19 protein-coding genes and 1 tRNA gene are annotated in these 22901 nt (G+C 40.8%); 9 read left to right on the top strand and 11 right to left on the bottom strand.

The annotated features are described in order from the left end of the window. Positions 1-10 precede the first annotated feature (10 nt). Positions 11-763 carry a Nif3-like dinuclear metal center hexameric protein gene (locus AN393_RS17515; RefSeq protein ID WP_055018763.1) on the bottom strand — a complete coding sequence of 251 codons (753 nt, stop codon included), beginning with the start codon at positions 761-763 and terminating at the stop codon, positions 11-13. 150 nt (positions 764-913) lie between these two features. Here AN393_RS17515 and AN393_RS17510 point away from each other — a divergent pair, with 150 nt between their 5' ends. Beyond that, on the top strand, positions 914-1282 hold the full coding sequence (locus AN393_RS17510; protein WP_055018762.1) for a hypothetical protein: 369 nt from the start codon (positions 914-916) through the stop codon (positions 1280-1282). 139 nt (positions 1283-1421) lie between these two features. On the opposite strand, the gene AN393_RS17505 is transcribed toward AN393_RS17510, so the two are convergent. The 6 genes from AN393_RS17505 to AN393_RS17480 all read right to left on the bottom strand — a co-directional run bounded on the left by AN393_RS17505 (position 1422) and on the right by AN393_RS17480 (position 12561). After that, positions 1422-4598, bottom strand: coding sequence for an amidohydrolase family protein (locus AN393_RS17505; protein ID WP_055018761.1), 3177 nt, complete (start codon positions 4596-4598; stop codon positions 1422-1424). A gap of 97 nt (positions 4599-4695) precedes the next feature. Further along, the gene (locus AN393_RS17500; RefSeq protein ID WP_055018760.1) at positions 4696-5520 is read right to left on the bottom strand and encodes a M90 family metallopeptidase; all 825 of its coding nucleotides are present in this window, start codon (positions 5518-5520) and stop codon (positions 4696-4698) included. 58 nt (positions 5521-5578) lie between these two features. Further along, complete coding sequence (locus AN393_RS17495; RefSeq protein ID WP_327077736.1) at positions 5579-8467, bottom strand: ligand-binding sensor domain-containing diguanylate cyclase; 2889 nt, start codon at positions 8465-8467, stop codon at positions 5579-5581. 328 nt (positions 8468-8795) lie between these two features. Further along, positions 8796-9434 (bottom strand): CatA-like O-acetyltransferase, encoded by a 639-nt coding sequence (locus AN393_RS17490; RefSeq protein ID WP_082422788.1) that lies wholly within the window; start codon positions 9432-9434, stop codon positions 8796-8798. A gap of 108 nt (positions 9435-9542) precedes the next feature. Beyond that, positions 9543-10583 (bottom strand): Glu/Leu/Phe/Val dehydrogenase, encoded by a 1041-nt coding sequence (locus tag AN393_RS17485; RefSeq protein ID WP_055018759.1) that lies wholly within the window; start codon positions 10581-10583, stop codon positions 9543-9545. Between the two features lie 451 nt (positions 10584-11034). Beyond that, entirely contained in the window at positions 11035-12561 is a 1527-nt protein-coding gene (locus tag AN393_RS17480) for a fumarate hydratase (RefSeq protein WP_055018758.1), read from the bottom strand. Positions 12562-12730: 169 nt separating this feature from the next. On the opposite strand from AN393_RS17480, the gene pabB reads away from it, so the two are divergent. The 3 genes from pabB (at position 12731) to AN393_RS17465 (ending at position 16138) form a co-directional block, all read left to right on the top strand. Then, positions 12731-14077, top strand: a complete 1347-nt coding sequence (gene pabB, locus AN393_RS17475; RefSeq protein ID WP_055018757.1) for an aminodeoxychorismate synthase component I — start codon at positions 12731-12733, stop codon at positions 14075-14077. A gap of 6 nt (positions 14078-14083) precedes the next feature. Continuing rightward, positions 14084-14659 (top strand): CoA pyrophosphatase, encoded by a 576-nt coding sequence (locus tag AN393_RS17470; RefSeq protein ID WP_055016575.1) that lies wholly within the window; start codon positions 14084-14086, stop codon positions 14657-14659. A gap of 102 nt (positions 14660-14761) precedes the next feature. Continuing rightward, positions 14762-16138 (top strand): L-serine ammonia-lyase, encoded by a 1377-nt coding sequence (locus AN393_RS17465; protein WP_055018756.1) that lies wholly within the window; start codon positions 14762-14764, stop codon positions 16136-16138. 66 nt (positions 16139-16204) lie between these two features. Here the strand turns inward: AN393_RS17465 and cysB are convergent, their stop codons facing one another. Further along, the gene (gene cysB, locus AN393_RS17460) at positions 16205-17182 is read right to left on the bottom strand and encodes an HTH-type transcriptional regulator CysB (RefSeq protein WP_055016573.1); all 978 of its coding nucleotides are present in this window, start codon (positions 17180-17182) and stop codon (positions 16205-16207) included. 292 nt (positions 17183-17474) lie between these two features. Between cysB and AN393_RS17455 the strand changes: the two genes are divergently transcribed. Continuing rightward, positions 17475-18233 carry a hypothetical protein gene (locus tag AN393_RS17455; RefSeq protein WP_055016572.1) on the top strand — a complete coding sequence of 253 codons (759 nt, stop codon included), beginning with the start codon at positions 17475-17477 and terminating at the stop codon, positions 18231-18233. A 250-nt stretch (positions 18234-18483) separates the two neighbouring features. On the opposite strand, the gene AN393_RS17450 is transcribed toward AN393_RS17455, so the two are convergent. Next, positions 18484-19776 (bottom strand): NCS2 family permease, encoded by a 1293-nt coding sequence (locus AN393_RS17450; RefSeq protein ID WP_055016571.1) that lies wholly within the window; start codon positions 19774-19776, stop codon positions 18484-18486. Between the two features lie 117 nt (positions 19777-19893). On the opposite strand from AN393_RS17450, the gene AN393_RS17445 reads away from it, so the two are divergent. From AN393_RS17445 to AN393_RS17435, 3 genes are all read left to right on the top strand, one after another. Next, positions 19894-20349 carry a tetratricopeptide repeat protein gene (locus AN393_RS17445; protein WP_055016570.1) on the top strand — a complete coding sequence of 152 codons (456 nt, stop codon included), beginning with the start codon at positions 19894-19896 and terminating at the stop codon, positions 20347-20349. Positions 20350-20624: 275 nt separating this feature from the next. Continuing rightward, positions 20625-21059: a SulA-like leucine-rich domain-containing protein gene (locus AN393_RS17440; protein WP_055018755.1), complete on the top strand. Its 435-nt coding sequence runs from the start codon at positions 20625-20627 to the stop codon at positions 21057-21059. Between the two features lie 42 nt (positions 21060-21101). Continuing rightward, a complete protein-coding gene (locus AN393_RS17435; RefSeq protein WP_055018754.1) occupies positions 21102-21581 on the top strand; it encodes a YchJ family protein in 480 nt (159 codons plus the stop codon). Between the two features lie 99 nt (positions 21582-21680). Here AN393_RS17435 and AN393_RS17430 read toward each other — a convergent pair whose 3' ends face one another. Further along, on the bottom strand, positions 21681-21983 hold the full coding sequence (locus AN393_RS17430; protein WP_055016567.1) for a DUF6172 family protein: 303 nt from the start codon (positions 21981-21983) through the stop codon (positions 21681-21683). A 190-nt stretch (positions 21984-22173) separates the two neighbouring features. Further along, positions 22174-22701 carry a VC2046/SO_2500 family protein gene (locus AN393_RS17425; RefSeq protein ID WP_055016566.1) on the bottom strand — a complete coding sequence of 176 codons (528 nt, stop codon included), beginning with the start codon at positions 22699-22701 and terminating at the stop codon, positions 22174-22176. A gap of 112 nt (positions 22702-22813) precedes the next feature. Between AN393_RS17425 and AN393_RS17420 the strand changes: the two genes are divergently transcribed. Further along, a tRNA-Tyr gene (locus AN393_RS17420) sits at positions 22814-22898 on the top strand. The last annotated feature ends 3 nt before the right edge of the window (positions 22899-22901 follow it).

Below are 22901 nucleotides of genomic sequence, written 5' to 3'. Positions count from 1 at the left end.
GTATATACACTTATACTGGGTTATCTATATCTATAAAACTCACATCAAAACCATGCTCTTTAGCAAGTAGCTCACCAAGCGCTTTAATTCCGTACCGTTCGGTTGCATGATGCCCTGCTGCAAAAAAGTCTATATTTTGCTCTCGCGAGCTATGAATCGTTTGTTCTGATGCTTCACCCGTTAGGTATGCATCAACTCCCTGCTCTGCTGCTAAATCGATATAACCTTGCCCGCCTCCTGTACACAGCGCAATGGTGTTAATTTTTTCATCGCGTACAACACTACGTAATGGTTCACGGTTTAAAACTTTAGCTATTTTATTTGCAAACTCGCTACCTGTAAGCGGAGTTTTTAACCGTCCTTTCATAGCAACGCTATTTGTAACGGGTTCAAGCCCTGTCTCTATTTCGATATCGAGCAAATTAGCCAGCTGGGCGTTGTTACCTATAACAGGGTGAATATCAAGCGGTAAGTGATAAGCAAATAAATTAATATCGTGCGCTAATAAGGCACCTATACGGCGTTTTTTCATGCCGATAATAGGCTGCGATTCACCTTTCCAAAAATAACCATGGTGAACTAAAATCGCATCGGCTTTTTTTTCTATCGCTGCATCAATGAGTGCTTGGCTTGAAGTCACTCCCGTAACAATCGTTTTGATTTCGTTTTTACCTTCGATTTGCAACCCATTAGGGCAAAAATCTTTAATTGTGTGAGGTTCTAAAATGTCGTTTAATAGTTGGTTAAATTCTCTACGTTGCATACTTATTACCTTACTTAGCACTGAATTTTGTGCAAATTTTGGCGTTTATGGGGCTAAAATGGAAGGAAAATCGCAAAAAATTGAAAAACAGTTGGAAAATAGGTATAAATACGGCTTCTTTATCTGTGTTCACAACGTATAGGGTCTCTGATGAGCAAACTAGACAAAACAGAAGTTTTATCTGCCTTTGAAGCTGCATATGAAGCTGCCAATGGTAAAAAACCTGAAATTACTACAAAACCAGGCTGGTACAGCATCGATGGTGGCAAAAACTTACGCCTAGCTGATGTAGCAGAGCTAACGAAAGAACTAAGCGCTGGCACATCGCCTGCACAAGCTGAGCAAAAAGCGCCTGCGAAAAAAACTAAAACTAAAGCGGCTGCGCCTGTTAAAGCACAAAAAACGGCACCGTTTACTGTGGTAACACAAAGCGAAGACGGCTACACAGCTGAAGAGCTTTGGATTGTTGAGCTTGCAAGTAAAGATCACGACTGTCGCTTACCGCGCGGTGTTGTTTAAACACATGTGATTGATAAAAAAGCCGCGTTAAGCGGTTTTTTTATGCCTGTTTATCACCTTCTATCAATTCGCTTTATTAAATAACTTATTTTGAGCTAAAAAAAGCGGCTAATAGCCGCTTTTTAAATGTGTATTACAATTATAGCTTTTCAAAATAAAGTGGCTTTCGCGGCTTTTTACCCACTTCGTTCATTGTGCTTGCATCAAATAAGCGCCCATTGATCATGGTATAATCGACTTTATCTGAATCGCGAATATTTTTCAGCGGATCGCCATCAATAACTATTAAATCGGCAAGCTTACCGACTTCTAACGAGCCTATATTTTTATCAAGCCCTAAGTATTTAGCAGGGTCAAGCGTAGAGGCTCTAATTGCTTCAAGTGAACTCATACCGCCTTGAGCAAACATCCACATTTCCCAGTGGGCACCTAAGCCCTCACGTTGCCCATGCGCACCTAAATTTACCAGTACACCTAAATCTTGCAGCTCTTTAGCAACACGGGCGTTATTAAAGTGGTTATAGTGATGATCGGGCGCTTTTACTCGGCGCATTGAACGCGGTAATAATTGATTTTTAGGCACAAACTTACTTAAACGCGGATGATTCCACACATCGGTTTTGTCATACCAGTAGTTTTCCCCCCAAATTCCGCCATAGGCGACAACAAGCGTTGGTGTGTAACCTACATCACTTTGCGACCATAATTGTTTTATATCATCGTAAATATTCTCAACCGGAATTGAGTGCTCAATGCCCGTATGCCCATCAACAACCATGCTTAAATTATGTTGTAACAGTGAGCCGCCCTCTGGCACTATCATCATTTCAAGCTCTCGCCCTGCTTCAATAACTTGTTGGCGTTGCTCGCGGCGCGGCTGGTTATACGATTTAACACTAAAGGCTCCAACCTTTTTAAGGCGCTCTAAATGAAATTTAGCATCGTCTAAGGAGTCAATGTGCGAGGTGTAACCAGGCATATTTGCTCCATATAAAATAGTGCCGGTAGAGAAAATTCGTGGCCCAACAATCATACCGGCCTTTTGCATTTCACTGGCAGTAAATATCTCTGATGTATCGTTTGATGGGTCATGAATTGTGGTAACACCGAGCGCTAAACCTGCGAAGTTTTTCCAGTTTTGCTGTGGGATTATTTCATCACTTGCCTGAGAGCCATGTGCGTGCGCATCAACAATCCCAGGCATAATTGTTTTACCTGTAACATCAATAACATCGGCATCTTTAGGAATAGTAACCTCACCCACTTTGCCAATCGATTTAATGTGTTTACCATCGGTAATTATAACGCCGTTTTCAATGACCTGTTCGCCATTCATGGTAATAATGTTTGCACCTTTTAAAGCAATCATACCTTTTGGCTCGGCCATTTTTTTACTAAAGCTAATGTTTTCGCCACTTTTAACTTTAAAGTCGGCCTTGCCTGCATTGTTTATAGCAAACATGCCATCAAGGCTTGCATGGTATAGCTCGGGGCCTAAGCTCCAGTACAGCTTATTACTATTAGCACTCCAGCTTATGTTTTCACCCGCACGTACAGACAGCTGCTCAATAGGAAACTGATTATCTTTAGGGCTTATTTTAATAGGTGAACCGCTTTGCACCAGCGGGGTAACAAATACTTTAAAACGCTCTGCAAACGCTAAGTATTTACCATCTGGTGAAACTCGAAATTCAGTGGCATGCTCCGACTCATAAAGCTTGCGTATCTTTTTACTCTCAAGCTCCACAACACTTAAGGTAGGCTTAGGCCACGGGCTCATGATAAATACACGGTCATTGGTACTACCAAACTGAGGTTGATAACCACTTTTAGAAATAAGCTCGCTCTCTCCCCCTTTTGCACTTACTTTATAAACGCCCGGGTTAAGCGACCACTTAGGATTTAAAATACTTCCGCCGGTGGCTTTACGATAAACGATTGTTTTGCCGTCAGGGCTAAACGTAGGCTCTACATACTTACCCGGTTGCGTTGTAATAGTATCACCACGACCACTGCGCGCAGAGACCACACGCACAGTGCCTTGCTTACTGTCATTCCAAGTGGTGTAAACAATCTTTTTACCGTCGCGGGAGTACTGCGGGAACAGCTCATAATGATCGGTTTGTTTAGTTAAGCGCTTAATTTTACCTGAGTCTAAATCGCGTTTATAAATATACCCTAATGCTTCAAAAATAGCGGTTTCGCCATCGGGGCTAACCTGTACGTTACGCAACATTTTTACGTCAAACTCATCGGTATCTAAATCTTGTGTAAAGCGTACTGCCTTTTGAATCTTTTTAGTGGTTTGTACTTTAAAGTCAATTGGGGCGACTGTTTTATCATCAACGGCTAATTTATGAATTGTACCGCCAGCCCAAAACACAAGCTCTTCGTTATCTGGGGTCCAAGCAATTGTCGGGTACACTCCATGAATAGCCCAGGTTTCTTGCATATCGCGTTCAAGCTTGTCGTAGAGCTTAGTGTGCTCGCCACTGGTTAGGTCGTATAGGTACAAGCTGGTTTGAAAATCATCACGTCTTATATAGGCGAGCTTTTTACCATCAGGTGAAGGAGTCGGTCTTATTGCACCGCCCATTCCTTCAATAATTGTTTCAATGTCGCCGGTTTGTCGGTCAAAGCGCTTAATTTTATAAATACCGGCAACAGAATCTTTAGAGTAGTGAAAGGTTTTACCAGGCGTTGCATCATGAGAAAAGTAAACATAGCGCCCATCTGGCGAGAACATTGGCTCACCTAAGTCTTTTTGGTCGTTCTCGCGTTTAGTAAGCTGAACACCTTTACCACCGGCTTTGTGATAAAGCCACACTTCTCCAGCCCCTAGTGAGCGACTAGCGGTAAAGTGTTTACGTGCGACAAGGTAATCGCCATCAGGACTCCATGCGGGGCTGTTTAAAAGTCTAAAGGTTTCGTCAGTCACAGCATGTTGATTGCTTCCATCAACATCCATAACCCAAATATTATCACCACCGCCTTGATCTGAGGTAAACGCAATATATTTACCATCTGGGCTAAAGCGAGGTTGCATTTGCCAAGCAATATCTGAGGTGAGTTTAGTTGCTTCACCTCCGCTTATAGGCATAGTGTAAATGTCGCCAAGTAAGTCAAACACTAGCGTGTTGCCATCAGGACTAACATCAATGTTCATCCATGTGCCTTGCTCGGTACTAATGGTTGCATCTAAAAACTCACCTTTTGGTGAGTCTACCTGCCACTTTTCTTGATCTTCGTTTGCGTACGGCTGACCTATTGCTAGGGCGACTGATAAAGCCAGTGCAGTGTGAAGCATTTTTTTCATGCATTTCTCGCTTGTTATTATTGCAGTTAAACTCTCTAACACGATTGCAACAAAAACAGCGCTAACTTGCCAGCGTTATCAGACCAAGCACCAAAAATTAATGCCAAACTATAGGGTCAAATTGGTAGTAATCCACCAGCATTCTATAAATTTCAGGGTCGTGTTGTCTAAGCTGCGCTGGCTTTTCTAAAAAGGTCTCTGTGAGTACAGCAAAAAACTCAGCCTCGTTGGTTGCCCCATAACTATGAATAACATGGGGCATGTTATAAGCAACATGACTTTTTAACTGTACAAAAGCACGGCTAAACACACGGGCCCACTCTTTGTAAGCATTGGGGGTTTTTAGTAATGGAGTGCCAGTGGTTTTTCCGGTTTCTTGATCTAACTGGTGGGCAAATTCATGAAACACTAAATTATGACCATCGCTTGGTAAGCGGTTACCTTCTAGTACATCGTGCCAACTCAGCACTAATGTGCCACCAGGCCACGACTCACCTAAGCGCACAGCGTTGTGGTAACTAACCAGCCCAGCACTATCTCGTGTAGATTGCGGCGCGTAATACGCACTAGGGTAGAGTAAAATTTCTTTTACGTTTTTATAAAGTGGCCAAGGTTTATTAAGCACTAACACACAGGCATCGGCAGCAACTATCAGCTTCATGGCGGGGGTTAGCTTTAGTCCGTCTCGGCCTAAAAAGCGCTTTTCGCTTAAAAACCATATTATGTGGCGCTCAAGCTTGGCTCTGTCGTTGTCCGTCATCTTTTTATAGATAGGCATGCAACGAAGGAGTATTTCTTTTTGTTGAGAGTTTAAAACCGCGTTTTTATATTTTTTATTCCAAAGCCAGTTTTGTAGTGCCTGCCAGCGCCAATAAATTACAACAAAAATAGCCAAAGCAAAAATGAGTAGCCCGTTTATCATGGGGACATCCAAAATAAGTTAGTCTCTTATTAATATGTGCGCCTGCACTCATTTTCAATCAGATAATTTCTGTGCAATTTCGTCCGCTATTTTTAGCTTTGTATAAGGCTTGATCTGCTCGCGATAAAAGACGGTCGTAATCACCCACATTGGTTGAGTCAGACAAACCAAAACTCGCTGTTACACTTAACCCCTCACCAATGGCCGAAAAGTCATGTTGAGCAATGCTCTCGCGCAGTGCTTCACATATCATTTTTGCTTCGCCGGCGGTTTTATCTGCAAAAACAATGGTAAACTCTTCACCGCCCCATCGTGCTATATGCTGGTTTTCTTGGCAGCCATCTTTAAGCAGATCTGCAATAGTACAAATCACTTTGTCGCCAACTATATGCGACCAGTTATCGTTAATTCGCTTAAAGTGATCAATATCCAGTATGGCTATGGCTAAAGGTCGGTTTTGCTGTTTGTAAGTGGCAAAGTTATGGGCAAGCCAGCTATCAAAAGCACGCCTGTTAGGCATATCGGTAAGTTGGTCGTGCGTTGCTTGGTACGCAAACGCATTGGCTTGCGTTTGTAGGTCTTGCGTTTGTTTTTCTACGCGATTAGTCAGCTCTATTTCTATTTTTTTATAGTGATATAAACGGTATTTGTATATGGCAAAAATAACCATTAAAAAAAGTACAAATATTGCAAACTTAAATTGCGGTTTTTGCCAAAAAAATGATTGAATTACAATATTTACAGCTTGCTGATTATCTTGCCAATGTGCGTTAGGGTAACTTGCGCGTACCATAAAGGTATACTCACCTGGAGGTAAATTGGTGTACTCAGCACCGGTCATATGTTGGCGATTAACCCATTTATCGTTAAACCCTTTTAATTGGGTTTGAAAGTTTAATCGCTGCGGCATAATAAAGCTCAGCCCTGCATAATGAAACGATAAACGAGAAACCCCCGGCGGTAAAAAGACCGACTCACCTTCAAGCGGAAGTGCAATAGGCTTACCATCTACAAAAATATTTTCAATAATGGTCGGCAGTGCAATTTGCGTTGATGCTTTTAAGCGAGCAGGTTTTACAGTACTTACCCCCTTAGCAGTTGCAAACCAAATACTCCCATCGTGATGCGTTACAGCCGAAGGCGTTGAGCCGCCATTAGCCTGCGCACTTAACATACCATCGCCTTCATCATACAGTTGATAGTTAAGCACAGGTGTTTTAGCGTTCGCAGGAGCATCAAGAATTTGTTGTATATGATTTTTATCGATTTGAATGATCCCGCGATTGCTCGAGAGCCAAAATGAACCATTATGCGGCACCACTTGAAATAGTTTATCGATAGGTAAACCTTGCTCTAAGCCAAGCATTGCCATTTTCCCGCTTTTTAGCTCATAGCGTACTAAGCCTCTATCTGTAGCCATCCAGGTATAAGTATCATCAATATAAAACCCAAACGCATATTTAGCAGAAAACTCACGCGGAAATTCAACCGTTGTAAAGTGTTCACTAACAATATCAAATACCACCACCCCATTGCCGGTGCCTACCCAGATATTACCTGCGTTATCTTCACTAAGCGTGAGTATAAACCCGCTTGGTAACTCTTTTTTATTTGTAAATTGCTCTAAGCTGCCATCTTCATTTATGCGCGTAAGCCCCATGGCCGAGCCTATCCACAAACGGTTTTTAGAATCAAATAATAACGCTCTTACTTCGTTACTTCCAAGGCCCGTACTACGACTAATGAATGGGGTAAAGGTATTATTGACTACTTTTAAAACACCTGAGGTATAGGTGCCAGCCCATACACTCCCATCGGGTGCTTCGTGTAAACTGAGTATAGAGTAAGGATTGCTTTGTTTAGAGCCTGAGACCAAAATAGCCCGATTGTTTTTGATTATGTTTAAGCCCGAGCTGCCCCCAACCCATAAACTACCATCAGAGTGAGAAAGCACTGTACGGGTATAATCCCCCGCTAAGCCTCTCTTATGGGTCCACGATGAAAACGGCGACTCACGCAGACGAAACAATCCCGCGTTTGTGCCAATCCAAATGCTATTTTCTCTATCTTGTAACAAAGACAAAATTCGGTTGGCTGGCAGTCCATTTTTGGCATCTAATTGCTCGACACCGTCAGGTGATAACCTAAATACCCCTTTATTAATTGTGCCGAACCATAAATCACCATGGTTATCCTCTAGTAAACTAGAAATTGATTCATTTGCAAGCTGTTCATGTATAGGCCGAAACTGCGAATTTATTTTGATCCAAGCGCCTTTTTCGCTTCCCACTATCAGCGAGCCGCCTCGGGTAATTAATAAATTGTATACGGGCGCATTGGGTAAACCAAAGTGAGGCGTCATTAAGGTGGGTATTTTATTATCTATTTTATAAAGGCCCGCACTAGTTGCAGCCCAAATAACCCCGTCGCTGTCTTCTATAACGCGATAAGCACTCACGTTTTTAATTATCGCAAGGTCAGTATCGCTGTTGTGCTCACGATAAAAAACCCCATCGTTTTCAAGGGCTAACCATAGGCTTTTATCAGCACTTTCGATTAAATGATTAACCATGGTAGACGCTGAGCGCTGCGTGTCCCACTGCCTATGTTGATATAAACTAATCCCACCTCGCGAGCCCGCTATATATAGCCCACCGCTTTGTGTTGGTGTTAAGGCCCTTAAACCTGAATCGGGTAAATTATTTATATGGGCACGGGTTAGTATTGTAAACTCTTGGCCATTAAAGCGTGCTAAACCTTCCCAGGTAGCAACCCATAAGTAACCATCTTGAGTTTGAGTAACACTATTAATACTGTTATGCGGCAGTCCTGAGCGAGTATTCCATGTTTCAGAAAAATAATCGCTCAACGGTAAGCGCGTTTGCTCTTGAGCTTCACATAAAAACATGACGAAAAAAGAACATATAATGCTTAATTGTCTCATCATCAACTGCCTTAGTTATTCTTTTACTTGTGTAAGCGTTTTAACGTTATTTAAGCGTAGCGGGAAAGAATTTACTCGGCACTGGTCACATCTAAACTGTACATCCAACAAAGTGCTAAAATCCCTATACGCACGGGGTGAGTACACTATGCTTTGTTTAAGCGCTAACAAGCGCTTTAATTTAAACTAAACAATAGCGTCAACAACAAATAATACGTGCTAAACACACCTTTTAAACGTATCAGCTAATCGTTACAAATTAACTTATACCCACTTATTTAATTAAAAATACTACCATAGCGAATAAACACATTGCATTAACTAAATTTAATTAATCTTTACAAAAGTTGTTAATATTATCTTGTAATACGCTTATAAACGCGGCGACGTGTAAACCGTCCATTAAAGAATGATGCACATCAATCGAAAACGGCATTAGTCCCGTGGTTTTGTTATATTGACCAAACACAAACTTAGGAATGCCTAAACATTTCCCTTCACTAAAAGCATGCGAAAAACTGCTAAAGTTCAGCCATGGCAGCACTGAAATATGTATCAAATCAGCTTGCCCTTCGGTTTGATTGAATGCCTGAGAAAATAACGGTTGAGATTTAGCATTAGCACTTATAGTAGTCGCGTGTTGAGAAAAAGCTTCAAAGCAAGACGAATAATTAAAATAACTAAATATAAACGAATCATCACTGGCAAGCTCTACCACACTGGCTCTAACTTGCTTTAAGCGCCATGGACGCTCATTGATAATCCTTAGCATGATCGGGTTATAGGCGTGGCATGCTGTTAGTGTGGCATGCACATATGCTTGAAAAAAAGACAGTTTATTTTGTTTACAATATTCAAATAAAGGCTTGGCGTTAAGTGTTACACACACATTAAAATATGGCTGGGTGAAGTTTTTAAACAATTCAAAGTGTTGCTTGCGAGGCCAAGTATCAAAATTAATTGGCTCCATTAAGGCGTTTGTATTAGTCATATTATCCATACGGTTAAAGGTAACGCCATAAAGTATAAACAAAAAAGGCGTACCAAAGTACGCCTTTTTAAAAATAATAGAGCTAAATTAAAGACCGTTTTTAATAATCTCTTGCGCTAACTCATCGGCTATCAAATGCGTTGATTTTTGCTCTTTTTCACTACGCGCAAAAATTTCAGTAAGCGTATCGTATATGCCTTCAACATGTTTATTAGACGCCGCTTCACTGTAGCCTTGAGGTGCAGTTTCGTAATACACATTAATAATGCCACCAGCGTTAATAACGTAATCGGGTGCATACAAAATACCTTTTTCGCGAAGTAATTCACCGTGGCGAGATTGTGCTAATTGATTATTTGCACAACCTGCAATAATCGTTGCTTTAAGGCGTGGTATAGTTTCATCGTTAACCGTTGCGCCAAGCGCACAAGGTGCGTACACATCAACATCAAGATCGTAAATTTCATCAATACCTACCGATGTTGCACCAAAGTCATTAACTACACGCTCTACTGAATCTTGATTTATATCAGTTACAAATAGTTGCGCACCGGCCTCAGCTAGGTGTTTACATAAACCATAGGCTACAGCACCTAAGCCTTGCACAGCCACTTTAATACCCGAAAAATCTTGATGACCTCGCTGATGCTGTAACGCTGCTTTAATTCCTAAAAAAGTACCATATGCTGTAAAAGGTGACGGGTTTCCGCTTTTCCCTTCGAGGCCCAGTACATAGTTTGTTTCTTTATTCATTAATGCAACATCATCACAGGTAATGTTCACATCTTCTGCTGAATAGTAACTGCCATTTAATCGCTCTAATTGGCGGCCAAAAGCACGGAATAACTGCTCAGACTTAATTTTTTTTGCATCACCAATAATTACTGATTTACCACCACCAAATGGCAAACGTGCGACTGCATTTTTATAGGTCATGCCCTTAGATAAGCGCAGCACATCGTATACTGCGTCTTCATCTTTTGCATAATCCCACATTCTACAACCGCCAACTGCAGGGCCAAGGTTAGTATTGTGCACGGCAATAATTGCTTTTAAACCTGACGCTTCGTCAGAACAAAAAACCACTTGTTCGTGGTTATCAAATTCAGCTTGATTAAACACAGCCACTGTTATTACTCCAAAATAGTTTACCCGTGAGAGGGATGAGCGCTGGAAATTGACGAAACTTTACCACTTCATTTTTAAGGGGGCCACACAATGACAAGTTAAACCCTTAAAAAGTGAGCCGTATGAATTAATAAACCTATATATCGTATAAACATGGATATAAAATCCAACAAAAGGCATATAAGTTAAATTTAAAACTAACACCGCCGTTCAAAAGTGCGCTCACACTTACGTGAACGTAAAGGTAACGCCAAGTGTAAACCTTGTATTACACAGCTCCCCTCCCAGCAAAGGCGCACAGTGTATAGGTTTATGAAGAAAAAATCAGATTTACCGTAACTGGTCTGAGGTGTTTATTTAAAGAGGAGATTTGCGCTTTTTTTAGTGTGTTTATTAAAGAATACAAAAAAAGCGAGCCTAAGCTCGCTTTGTTATTAGATTACGCAAACCTTTATTTAAGCTTACCGTCTAGCTCTTCAATTTTAGCTTTCCAAATCGCAGGGCCTTGTGTGTGTGCATTTGCACCTTCGCTATCTACAGCAACTGTAACTGGCATATCTTCTACTTCAAATTCGTAGATTGCTTCCATTCCTAAATCTTCAAAGGCAACCACACGTGCTTTTTTAATTGCTTTAGATACTAAATATGCCGCACCACCTACAGCCATTAAATAAACCGATTTATGCTCTTTAATCGACTCAACTGTAGCAGGACCACGCTCAGCTTTACCTATCATGCCTACAATGCCGGTTTTTTCTAGCATCATATCGGTAAATTTATCCATACGTGTTGCTGTTGTAGGGCCAGCAGGGCCTACGGCTTCATCACCTACAGCATCAACTGGGCCAACGTAATAAATAAACTTATTATCGAAGTCTACGCCTTCAGGTAAACCTTCACCTGAATTGATCATATCTTGTAAGCGTTTATGGGCAGCGTCACGGCCTGTTAAAATAGTACCTGAGAGTAAAATAGTTTCACCCATTTTCCACTCGCGAGTATCTTCTTTAGTTAGCGTGTCTAAATTAACACGACGCGTTCCTTCACCTACTTCAAAGGTGACTTCCGGCCAGTCTTCTAGCTTAGGCGCTTTTAAATCTGCAGGGCCTGATCCATCTAATGTAAAGTGTACGTGGCGCGTAGCAGCGCAGTTAGGGATCATCACTACAGGTTTTGATGCCGCATGTGTAGGTGCAGTTTTTACTTTAATATCAACAACCGTTGTTAAACCACCTAAACCTTGTGCACCAATACCTAGCTTGTTAGCACGTTCAAAAATTTCTAAACGTAATTTTTCTTCTGTTGTTTGTGCACCGCGCTCCATTAGCTCATGAATATCAACAGGGTCCATTAACGACTCTTTGGCCATTACTGCTGCTTTTTCGGCGGTGCCACCAATACCTATACCTAGCATGCCAGGCGGACACCAGCCTGCGCCCATCGTTGGTAGCGTTTTTTCTACCCACGCAGCGACGTCGTCTGATGGGTTTAGCATAACCATTTTACTTTTGTTCTCTGAGCCGCCGCCTTTCGCTGCAACCATTACTTCTACTTCGCTACCTAGCACTAAGTCAATATGAACAACTGATGGGGTATTGTCTTTGGTGTTTTTACGTGTGCCTGCAGGGTCAGCTACAATAGAAGCGCGTAGTGGATTATCTGGGTTTAAATATGCGCGACGTGTGCCTTCATCAACCATTTGTTGTACAGTTAAATCTGTTTTATCCCACTTTACATCCATCCCTACTTTTACAAAACAGGTAATAATACCCGTGTCTTGACACAATGGACGCTTGCCTTCAGCCGACATACGCGAGTTAATTAAAATTTGCGCGATTGCATCTTTTGCAGCCTTGCTTTGTTCTTTGTTATAGGCTTTTTCTAGCGCTTGAACAAAATCAAGAGGGTGATAAAAAGAAATATATTGCAACGCATCTTCAATGCTATCAATAAAGTCTTGCTGACGGATTGTACTCATAGTGGTTCCTTAAGTTAGCGTTACGCTTAAGCGTAATCTATACCAAACCGGTGACGGTGGTTTGCACTGTTTTAATTACAACGTAGATTTGATACTAAACGCTGCCAAAAAAATTTGACTTATGATACCCTCCCAGCCCGTTTCGAGCCAGTTCTTAAAGGGGCAGTAAATGCTAAACAATGAAAAAAATTGTGTAAAATTAGCCATAACACAAAACTGCATTGATGTTTTCGCGCATTTTGCGCATTTACCCTATGCCGTATTACTAGACTCAGCCAATAGCGAGCACATAAATAGTCGCTACGATATTATTGCGATAGAGCCCCACGCTATTTTAGAAGTCAATAACAATCAAAGCGTATTTAATCAACAACTTGACTCACGTAATCCCTTTACAATAATGAACGATGAGCTAAGTAAACTTAGCGCGCAAAAAGCCGCTAATAATCTGCCCTTTAATGGCGGCTGGCTTGGTTATTTTGGTTACGACTTAGGCCGTATTATTGAGCACATGCCAAGCACGGCAAAACACGATATAGCATTGCCACAAATGGCCATTGGTTTTTATTTAGATGCGCTAATATTTGATAAACGCCAGCAAAGCTGGTTTTACGTTTCTCAACCAAAGGTGAATCGTTTAGCGCTTTACCAGCAATATTTAACAAACGATATAGCTCCTGCACACTTTTCGCTCACCAGTGATTGGCAATCAAATATGAGCGAACATGAATACGCTGATAAATTTGCGCAAATACAAGATTATTTAAAAAGTGGTGATTGCTATCAAATCAACCTCGCGCAACGCTTTAGTGCTAGCTTTAAAGGCGATCCTTTCCAAGCCTATAAAATATTACGTGTAGCAAATAAAGCGCCGTTCTCTAGCTTCATAAACCACCCAGGTGGTGCCATTTTATCAATATCGCCCGAGCGCTTTATTGCAGTTCACGACAACATAGTTGAAACAAAACCTATCAAAGGCACTTTGCCACGTATGGCCGATGCCATCGCAGACCAACAACAAGCCAGGGCCCTTGAAAACTCAACCAAAGACCGCGCAGAAAACGTAATGATTGTTGATTTACTGCGTAACGATTTAGGCAAAGTGGCAAAGCCTGGCTCTGTAAAGGTGCCCTCACTGTTTGCTATTGAGAGCTTTCCGGCTGTTCATCACTTAGTGAGCACTGTCACGGCCGAGCTCGATGAGGATAAAACGTGTGTTGATCAACTTGAAGCTGCCTTTCCCGGAGGGTCAATCACCGGTGCACCGAAAATTAGAGCAATGGAAATAATTGAAGAGCTAGAGCCTCATAGACGGAGTATTTACTGTGGCTCTATAGGGTATTTAAGCGCATGCGGTAATATGGACACCAGTATTACAATCCGTACATTGGTTTGTCATAACGAGCATATTTATTGCTGGGCCGGCGGGGGTATTGTCGCTGATTCTAAAGTCGAATTGGAATACCAAGAAACATACGATAAAGTGAATAAAATACTTCCTTTATTAAAACAGTAGAACGCTTTGAATAGTGAACATATTATGGCGCGGTTTCAGCTAAGCCCTACTGCCGCGCCAAATCAAATAAAAGATACCCGTAAAAAGCGTGCCAGTGCGGTTATGCTGCCTATTATTGATGTTGATAACCACGCGCATATTTTATTGTGCAAACGCCCTACTTATTTACATCACCACCCTGGGGAAATTTGTTTACCCGGCGGTAAGTTTGAGCAAAGCGATAAACACCTGCGTACCACAGCGCTTCGAGAACTACATGAAGAGCTTAATATAGCGCCAAGTCATGTCACAGTGCTCGGTCAGCTGCCGCAATACTCTACCCTAACGGGCTTTAGCATTAGCCCATTTGTGGGTTTACTTGATAAACACACAGTATGGGAGAATGATTATAATGAAGTGCAAGCTAGCTTTTTACTGTCGCTTACTGCGCTTTCAAACGAGGCCAATTGGCAGCCCATTCCTTTTCAGCGATTTGGCAAAAACATCAACTTGCAAGGGTTTAGTACACCGCACGGATTACTGTGGGGAGCAACGGCTAGCATTATAAAAAACTTTACAAAACAGCTTGCCCTACCAGTTTAAAACTTATTGGCAAATAGTTACATAATATAGAATTAACGTTATGATACTCGACCGTTCAAAGAACAGCTCCAGGGCTGAGTAAATATAGTAGAGACCCATAATATGATCAGTGCATTTGATATGTTTAGCATTGGTATTGGCCCATCGTCGTCACACACCGTTGGCCCAATGCGCGCCTCGCGCTTATTTGTTAATGACCTTCAAGAACAACAACTTTTAACTTCTGTTACCGATATAAAAGTTGAGCTTTATGGCTCACTGGGTCAAACCGGCGTAGGCCATGGCTCCGGTAAAGCCGTAATATTAGGACTTGCAGGATACGATCCAGAAACAATTGATGCTGATTTAGTTGACGATATTCTTGCTACTATTGAAAAAGAGCAAGTGATATACCTAAACCAAACCCATAAAGCGAACTTTCCTAAGCAAGGAGCTATTGTTTTTCATCGTCGTAAAACCTTACCTAAGCATTCTAATGCAATGGAAATTATTGCCTCAAGCAATGGCGAAAAAGTATATAGCAAAGTGTACTATTCTATTGGCGGCGGCTTTATTGTTACCGATGAAGAATTTGAAAACGAAAAACAAGCAGCCCTTGATATACGTGAACAAAACCCTGCGCCTTACCCATTCGAAAGCGCAAAAGATTTGCTAGAGCTATGTAAAGAGTCGGGCTTGAGTGTATCAACCTTAATGATGCATAACGAAAAAACGCTGCGCAAAGAAGACGACATTAAAGACGAGCTATTTAATATTTGGCAAGTTATGAAAGCCTGTATAGAGCGAGGCATGCGCACCGAGGGCATTTTACCAGGTGGTTTAAAAGTTAAACGCCGTGCACCTAGCTTATATTTAAAATTAAATGTAGAAGTAAGCAATGACCCGCTTAGAGCAATGGATTGGGTGGATTTATTTGCCCTTGCTGTAAATGAAGAAAATGCCGCGGGGGGTCGCGTAGTTACCGCGCCTACAAATGGCGCAGCGGGTATATTACCGGCCGTATTAATGTACTACCACACGTTTATTAAAGAAGTGGACCGCGACATAGCCACGCGCTATTTATTAACCGCAGCGGCTATTGGTATTTTATACAAAAAAAATGCCTCTATTTCGGGTGCAGAAGTAGGCTGCCAAGGTGAAGTGGGTGTGGCTTGTTCAATGGCTGCCGCCGCACTCACCGAAATTGTTGGTGGTAATGTAGTACATGTTGAAAACGCCGCCGAAATAGGCATGGAACACAATTTAGGCCTAACCTGCGACCCTGTAGGCGGATTGGTACAAGTACCGTGTATTGAGCGCAATGCCATGGGCGCCATTAAAGCAATTAATGCCTCGCGCCTAGCAATACGTGGCAGTGGCGAGCAAAAGGTGTCGCTTGATAAAGTCATTAAAACCATGCTTGATACTGGCAACGACATGAAAACAAAATACAAAGAAACCGCACGCGGTGGATTAGCGGTAAACATTATTGAATGTTAAGCGTATAAAAACAAAAACCGCGTATTGTAGCAATACGCGGTTTTTTATTTTTTGTATAAAGCTTTGCTATTTTACCGGCAGTTCTATGTCTGCAAACAACGCATCAACATCTTCTTGATTACGTAACAAACTAGCGCGCTCTACTCGCTCTTTAGTTAAATGCGGGGCAAAACGTTCAATAAAGTCATACATATAAGTACGTAAAAAACTGCCCTTTCTAAAGCCAATTTTAGTTGTACTCGCTTCAAATAAATGACTAGCATCAATACACACTAAATCAGTGTCACTTAATTGATCAACGGCCATTGAGGCAACTACACCTACACCTAGCCCCAACCTTACATACGTTTTTATTACATCGGCATCTGTTGCAGTAAACACAATGTGTGGCTCAAGGCCATGTGCATTAAATGCTTTGTCGAGTTCAGAGCGACCAGTAAAACCAAATACATACGTAATAAGTGGATACTGAGCTATATCAGCAACAGTTAAACTGTCGGCCTTTTGGGCTAATGGATGATCTTTTGCCACTACAATGCTGCGATTCCAATGATAACAAGGCAGCATAACTAAATCTGAGTATAAATGAAGCGCCTCAGTTGCGATGGCAAAGTCAGCGTCTCCGCGCGCTGCCGCATCAGATATTTGTTGCGGTGTACCTTGGTGCATATGCAGCGAAACAGCGGGGTATTTTTTCATAAACCCTTGGATAACACTGGGTAAAGCGTAACGAGCCTGAGTATGTGTAGTGGCTATGTTTAGTTTACCCTGATCAGGCAAGGTATGTTCATTAGCAACGGCTTTTATTCCTTCGACCTTAGAAAGAATTTCGCGAGAAATGTTAATTATTTCTTCACCGGCACTTGTAACATGCGTTAAATGTTTACCACTGCGGCCGAAAATTTGTACACCTAACTCATCTTCTAGCATACGCACTTGTTTAGATATACCAGGCTGTGAGGTAAATAAACTTTCAGCGGTAGCTGATACGTTTAGCTTATGATTTTGAACTTCTACTATGTATCTAAGTTGTTGTAATTTCATGGTTGCAGTTTTAACGTTGTTATTAGGCCAGCATGAAGGTAGCAGGCTATAGAGACAAATTTAATTTGTACAATACTTGCCTAAATGCATACTTATACCTTCATTATTTAGAAGCTAAGGCTAGCATAATAAATTCGCTTCAGGTAGCGATGTTTATTCAGGTTCAACTTATAATACATTATTCTTATATCTAATTTTTAACATATTTTAAAGTTAATCAGCGCAAAGCTACCCTCAAAGCATATATTTGATGTAATATAAAAAAATAGATTGTGAATCCGAGAGTTAAGCCATGATCGTTTCGATTATAATTGTGCTTATAGTGGCGCTAATAGTGATTGCACTGTGGGTAAGCGCTGTACAACAGCATAAAGAAAAACAAGAAGTTGAACGTCGTAAAGAATTAACAAAACAAAAAGCGATAATCGAAGAAACCGAAGAGGCGCTAATGAATAGCGCCAATATTCCGCTTTCTGAAAATGTTATACGCGCTTTGCAACGTAGATGTTACGAGGCGCTAAACGCCATGGTGAAACACTCACCTAATTCTAAAGCATTAAAAAGTAGGATGAACGAAGCTAAAGAAAAGCTAAGTGCGCCAGTACAAGGCAATAGCAACGACAACTTATCGCTACCAAGTAACGACAAACAATTAGTTTCGTTAATACAGGGTATAAAAAAGCTTAGAGTAATTATGCGTTCGGAGCACAGTAAAGGACGCGTAGATAGCCAAGTATTTGCCGCAGAAGATAAGCGTCTAGAAAAACTACAACTGAGAATTAATATAGAAAGCCAAATAAAACGCGGTTTATCTGCTCGTTCGGCAAGTATGGTGGGCTCTGCCAGACAGTATTTTGAGAAAGCCTATGCCACGCTTAGTGCCGTTACCTATTCAGATGAATACGTAAATACTAAACGCCAAGAAGTCGAAGGCTATTTAGAAGAAATAAGTACTGAACTAAAAGCGTCAAACGCCACCGCCCTTAAGAAAAAAGCAGAAGCTGAGCAAGATGACCTCGATGTGTTATTTGCCCCTAAAAAGAAATGGTAATTTTAAATAACTAAAAGAAAGCCCATACACAATGTATGGGCTTTTTTGTATCTACTAAACTGTTTTTACCATGGGTAAATACGAATGTACTTTAGGGCACTACCTAGCACTCACTCCGTTATAAACACTCATTTACCACTGCAAGAGATATACACGGTATAACTAGGCAATGGCACTGAGTGATAGCCGCTAAATAATAATTTACCCGCCCTTAAGTACATCTGTTAATTCAGCGAATCGGTATTAGCTATTATGATAAAAACGCAAACTTAATAATAAACAGCGCCGTTAAAATCCACACACTAATACTCACTTGATCGCGTTTACCACATAGTAACTTAACCGCAGTATACGATATAAAACCAAGCGCAATACCATGTGCAATAGAGAATGTAAGTGGCGTCATAAGCAGTACAACACTTACTGGAATTGCATCGCTCATATCATCCCAGTTCACAAACTTAAGGTTTTGCAGCATTAATACCGCAACGTATAATATAGCACCCGCTGTTGCATAAGCTGGTACCATTTGCGCAAGCGGCGCAAAAAACATCATTAGCAAAAAGCATACACCTACAACAACGGCTGTTAAGCCAGTACGCCCGCCAACCGATACACCGGCCACAGACTCAATATAAGAAGTGGTTGTTGAAGTACCCAACATTGCGCCGGCAATGGTCGCTGTACTATCTGCACTTAAAGCACGCCCTAAGCGCGGCATGTTACCTTTTTCATCGGCTAAGCCTGCTTTTTGAGTTACCGCAACCAACGTCCCCGATGTATCAAATAAGTCAACAAACAAAAACGCAAAAATTACGCTTAACATGGACAGTTCTAGAGCCGCTGCAAAATCAAGTTGCATAAACGTAGGTAAAATAGACGGTGGCATTGAAATTACGCCGTGGTACTGAACTAAATCAAGGCTTAACGCAATACCTGTTACTAGCAAAATGCTAATAAGTACGCCACTTTTTATATCGCGATAAAGTAAAGCCGCAATAACAAAAAAGCTTAATATAGCTAATAAAGGGCCCGCCGAAGTGATATCACCAAGCTGCACTAATGTTGCTGGGCTTGAAACAATAATCCCTGCATTTTTTAGTGCAATTAACGCTAAAAACGCGCCTATACCTGTTGCTATAGCTTGTTTTAAAACCAAAGGAATCGCATTAATTATCCACTCGCGGACCTTAAACAAACTTAATATTAAAAATATACAACCAGACATAAATACCGCACCTAATGCAGCCTGCCAGCTATAACCCATCCCTAAAACTACACCATAAGTAAAAAATGCGTTAAGGCCCATACCTGGTGCAAGTGCTAAAGGATAATTGGCCCACAGCCCCATAATAAAACAGCCAATAGCAGCTGCAATACAAGTGGCTACAAATGCAGCACCTTGATCCATGCCTGCTTCAGCAAGCATTGCAGGGTTAACAAATACAATGTAAACCATAGTGATGAAAGTAGTGACTCCTGCAATGCTTTCGCGTCGCACATTGGAGTTGTTTTCGCGGAGTTTAAATAGAGCTTCGAGCATAATAGACTTGTGGTTGTAAAAAGTGACGAGATTTTATCATAAAATTAAGTATAAACAGGACATTTTACCTTGCGATATACTAAACTGTTGACGTAGAAACTATATAAAAGAAAATGTATGAATAAGACTCAGCCTAGCGGACAAGACTTAGAGCAGCAATTAAACAACATTTTAGACTTTGTAACTCAGCCTATAAACCAAAGCGCTGAAAGCAATAGTGATGTAAGCGAGCACACAGCACTTAATAAAGCACTGTATTATTTAAAACATAACCAAGCACCATTGGCAGCTAAATGGATGCGTCTTGCCGCAATGGCTGGAAATCATCGCGCCCAGTTTTATTTAGGGTTATTTTTTGTCAAAGGCCAAGGCGTACCAAAAAGTGTATTTCACGCAACAGCATGGCTTAGCTTAGCCAGCAGCCAAGGCTATGAACCGGCAACCGCTGCTTTAGATGATTTAAGAAAATATATCGACACCAAACGTCTTAGAGACGCTCAGTGCTACGCAGCCAGCTTGTTTGAGCAAATACACCAAATACAGTATGCTCACTTAATCCCCAAAAATGACTAACTACTGTATTGCTAAGTACTGTAAAACACATTAAAACAACTTTATAGCTACCTCTTAAGTACTGTATAGCGCTGCTACACTTTATACAGTTACGCAAGCACCCTCGTTTTTCACTCTTACAGATAAATCATAAGCCACTGTTTTTAAAGTTTTATTTTTATTATTTACTTTTTAAAGCCATCAACTGTATAAAAAATAACAAAAAACACTTGCACACAACAACTGTATAAACTACTGTATACATGTACTGTATATAAACCCAGTGAGTGAGACCTATGCTACAGCCAATTACCGTAAGAAACGTTAAAAGCTACCAACAACATGACGAAAATGAGTTAGTAAACTTAATAAAAGTAGAAGATGAAATTTCTGCAACATTTGAGATGCTAAAAGTGTTGCATCAATACAATAGCTCGAATGCGTGGACCTTACTAATTGCGCCTGACCATGTGCCCAGTAAAGCCTTACTAGATAGCTGCTCTATTGATACCAGCAAATTGCTTGTGATAAGGCAAAAGCATTTAGTAAATTTAGAGTATGTGCTTAACTCCGCACTCCATAATGGAAATTTTGCAGCCATTATTACGTGGACCGGCATAGTCAGTGAGCAACAGCTTGTTAATTTATCGCTTAATTTAAATAAAAGAAGCGCTAAGCTATTTTGCTTGACTAAAAAAACCAACACTACAGCAATATCACTTACTCAATAAGCTTGATAAAATACATTTTTGATTTATGTTAATTAGTATTTTATGAGTGTAACCAGTACCAGCGCCTGCAAATGCAACAGTCAGCTTAATTATGGCGACTGTTGCCAACCTTATCATCTTGATATAAAAGCCCCAAAAACACCTGAGCAATTAATGCGTTCGCGCTTTAGTGCTTATGCATTAAAAAATGCATCTTATGTATTTAAAACTTACGCTAAAGAAAAACAAGCACAAAACCCAGTAAATGAAATTGCTGACTTTGCCAATAGCTGCCGCTTGGTAAAATTAGTTGTACGCGATACGCAGCAAAGTGATGAGCGAGGCTCTGTTGCCTTTAACGCGTATTATTTTTACCAAAACTTATATTGTGAACTGGATGAGAAATCAGACTTTATAAAAGAGGATGGTGAATGGCGTTATTTAGAGGGTATTATTAACCCGGTAGCCGATATTAAAGTTAATAGAAATGACCCCTGCCCTTGCGGAAGTGCTAAGAAATATAAAAAATGCCACGCTTTATAAAGTAATATACTTAAGTAGTATCAATAACGAACTTAACCACTAGCTAAAACAAAAAATGGACCATTTAGGTCCATTTTCTACAATATTGCTATTGGGTTTTTATTCATCATCATCTAAATCGAACGATTCACGCTGCGCAGGTCTAGCTAAAATCTCAACATAGAATGAAGTAAGCGCCTGTTTTTCGATTTCACTGATCTTGTTGTTAATTTCAGCTACGTGAACAACTTCTGCATCATCGGCACTTGTGCCAAACTTACAGTCAAACGCCCAGTAATCAGCTTCAACAGGTAGCGCTTTATTGCGCTCTCTTTTCAAATATTTTTTCACTTCATGCTTTGCAGCATCAACCATACGAGGGTATTTGATTTTCTCATGATTTAGCGTGAATGTTTTCTTCATTACGTTCCTAATTACCTTGATTTAATGATAATGGCACTCAAGTCATACCATTTGCAGCCATTATAGCAATTGCATTTAATTTGTGGATGCTTTTTTTAAACAAAAAAAGAATTGTTCTATTTTATTGCATAACCAAATATTAAATATAAGGTGTTTTAGGCTTTTAAAGCGCACAAGTGTTAAATTATTTTTATACGTTAGCAACAAGTAATGGTTTGTGTATAGCCTCATTAGTTAAATCGTCATAAAATGCGGCGGCATCCATTTGTGGGCTTGCAAGCGCGGTGTGCGTGTCATTTATGCGCCTGCGTACTGATAGCTCACAGTTATCGATTACTGTTAAAGGAATATGTGACTTATCATCTCTAATCGCTAGTGGCTCAGGGTTTAAGCAGTGACTTAATTTTATTGCTTTCATACCTGCTTGCTCACCTTGTTGAACAATCATCGATGCGTGCTCTTGCCCTATGCTCATATCAAATTTCTCGGGAGCTAATAATTGCTTTGGCCCAGCACCAAAGCGCTCCCTTAACTGTTCTTCGTCTACATAAGCACTATGCGTCTCACTTTTTGGCAAGTGAAATTGACTAAAATCCAGCGCATCATGCGATAGCATCGCTAATAAAAGTGAGAATTCACCTCTGCGATTTTCATGCACACTTTTATTTAGCCTGGTCTTTAGCTGACTCTCTGTGATTAACAAATCATCGATTTGCATAGTCTTTAGCCGATTATGATAACTGATAGATATTTATCGGCTTTATTTCAAATTTCTTTAGCTTTTTTCTTTACTTAAATACGCAGTTTGCTATTATCAGCGCCGTTGCATTGGAGGGGTTCCCGAGCGGCCAAAGGGATCAGACTGTAAATCTGACGGCTCAGCCTTCGCTGGTTCGAATCCAGCTCCCTCCACCACTT

This window comes from Pseudoalteromonas sp. P1-25, assembly GCF_001401805.1.
Lineage (GTDB): Bacteria > Pseudomonadota > Gammaproteobacteria > Enterobacterales > Alteromonadaceae > Pseudoalteromonas.
The sequence above is the reverse complement of the archived record's forward strand: the minus strand, read 5'-3'. Positions and strand labels throughout refer to the sequence as shown.

What these genes read in the sequence shown, in the direction of transcription:
- AN393_RS17515 (WP_055018763.1), bottom strand. Translation starts at nt 763, where the DNA reads ATGCAACGTAGAGAATTTAACCAACTATTAAACGACATTTTAGAACCT.
- AN393_RS17510 (WP_055018762.1), top strand. Translation starts at nt 914, where the DNA reads ATGAGCAAACTAGACAAAACAGAAGTTTTATCTGCCTTTGAAGCTGCA.
- AN393_RS17505 (WP_055018761.1), bottom strand. Translation starts at nt 4,598, where the DNA reads ATGAAAAAAATGCTTCACACTGCACTGGCTTTATCAGTCGCCCTAGCA.
- AN393_RS17500 (WP_055018760.1), bottom strand. Translation starts at nt 5,520, where the DNA reads ATGATAAACGGGCTACTCATTTTTGCTTTGGCTATTTTTGTTGTAATT.
- AN393_RS17495 (WP_327077736.1), bottom strand. Translation starts at nt 8,467, where the DNA reads ATGATGAGACAATTAAGCATTATATGTTCTTTTTTCGTCATGTTTTTA.
- AN393_RS17490 (WP_082422788.1), bottom strand. Translation starts at nt 9,434, where the DNA reads ATGGAGCCAATTAATTTTGATACTTGGCCTCGCAAGCAACACTTTGAA.
- AN393_RS17480 (WP_055018758.1), bottom strand. Translation starts at nt 12,561, where the DNA reads ATGAGTACAATCCGTCAGCAAGACTTTATTGATAGCATTGAAGATGCG.
- pabB (WP_055018757.1), top strand. Translation starts at nt 12,731, where the DNA reads ATGCTAAACAATGAAAAAAATTGTGTAAAATTAGCCATAACACAAAAC.
- AN393_RS17465 (WP_055018756.1), top strand. Translation starts at nt 14,762, where the DNA reads ATGATCAGTGCATTTGATATGTTTAGCATTGGTATTGGCCCATCGTCG.
- cysB (WP_055016573.1), bottom strand. Translation starts at nt 17,182, where the DNA reads ATGAAATTACAACAACTTAGATACATAGTAGAAGTTCAAAATCATAAG.
- AN393_RS17455 (WP_055016572.1), top strand. Translation starts at nt 17,475, where the DNA reads ATGATCGTTTCGATTATAATTGTGCTTATAGTGGCGCTAATAGTGATT.
- AN393_RS17450 (WP_055016571.1), bottom strand. Translation starts at nt 19,776, where the DNA reads ATGCTCGAAGCTCTATTTAAACTCCGCGAAAACAACTCCAATGTGCGA.
- AN393_RS17445 (WP_055016570.1), top strand. Translation starts at nt 19,894, where the DNA reads ATGAATAAGACTCAGCCTAGCGGACAAGACTTAGAGCAGCAATTAAAC.
- AN393_RS17440 (WP_055018755.1), top strand. Translation starts at nt 20,625, where the DNA reads ATGCTACAGCCAATTACCGTAAGAAACGTTAAAAGCTACCAACAACAT.
- AN393_RS17435 (WP_055018754.1), top strand. Translation starts at nt 21,102, where the DNA reads ATGAGTGTAACCAGTACCAGCGCCTGCAAATGCAACAGTCAGCTTAAT.
- AN393_RS17430 (WP_055016567.1), bottom strand. Translation starts at nt 21,983, where the DNA reads ATGAAGAAAACATTCACGCTAAATCATGAGAAAATCAAATACCCTCGT.
- AN393_RS17425 (WP_055016566.1), bottom strand. Translation starts at nt 22,701, where the DNA reads ATGCAAATCGATGATTTGTTAATCACAGAGAGTCAGCTAAAGACCAGG.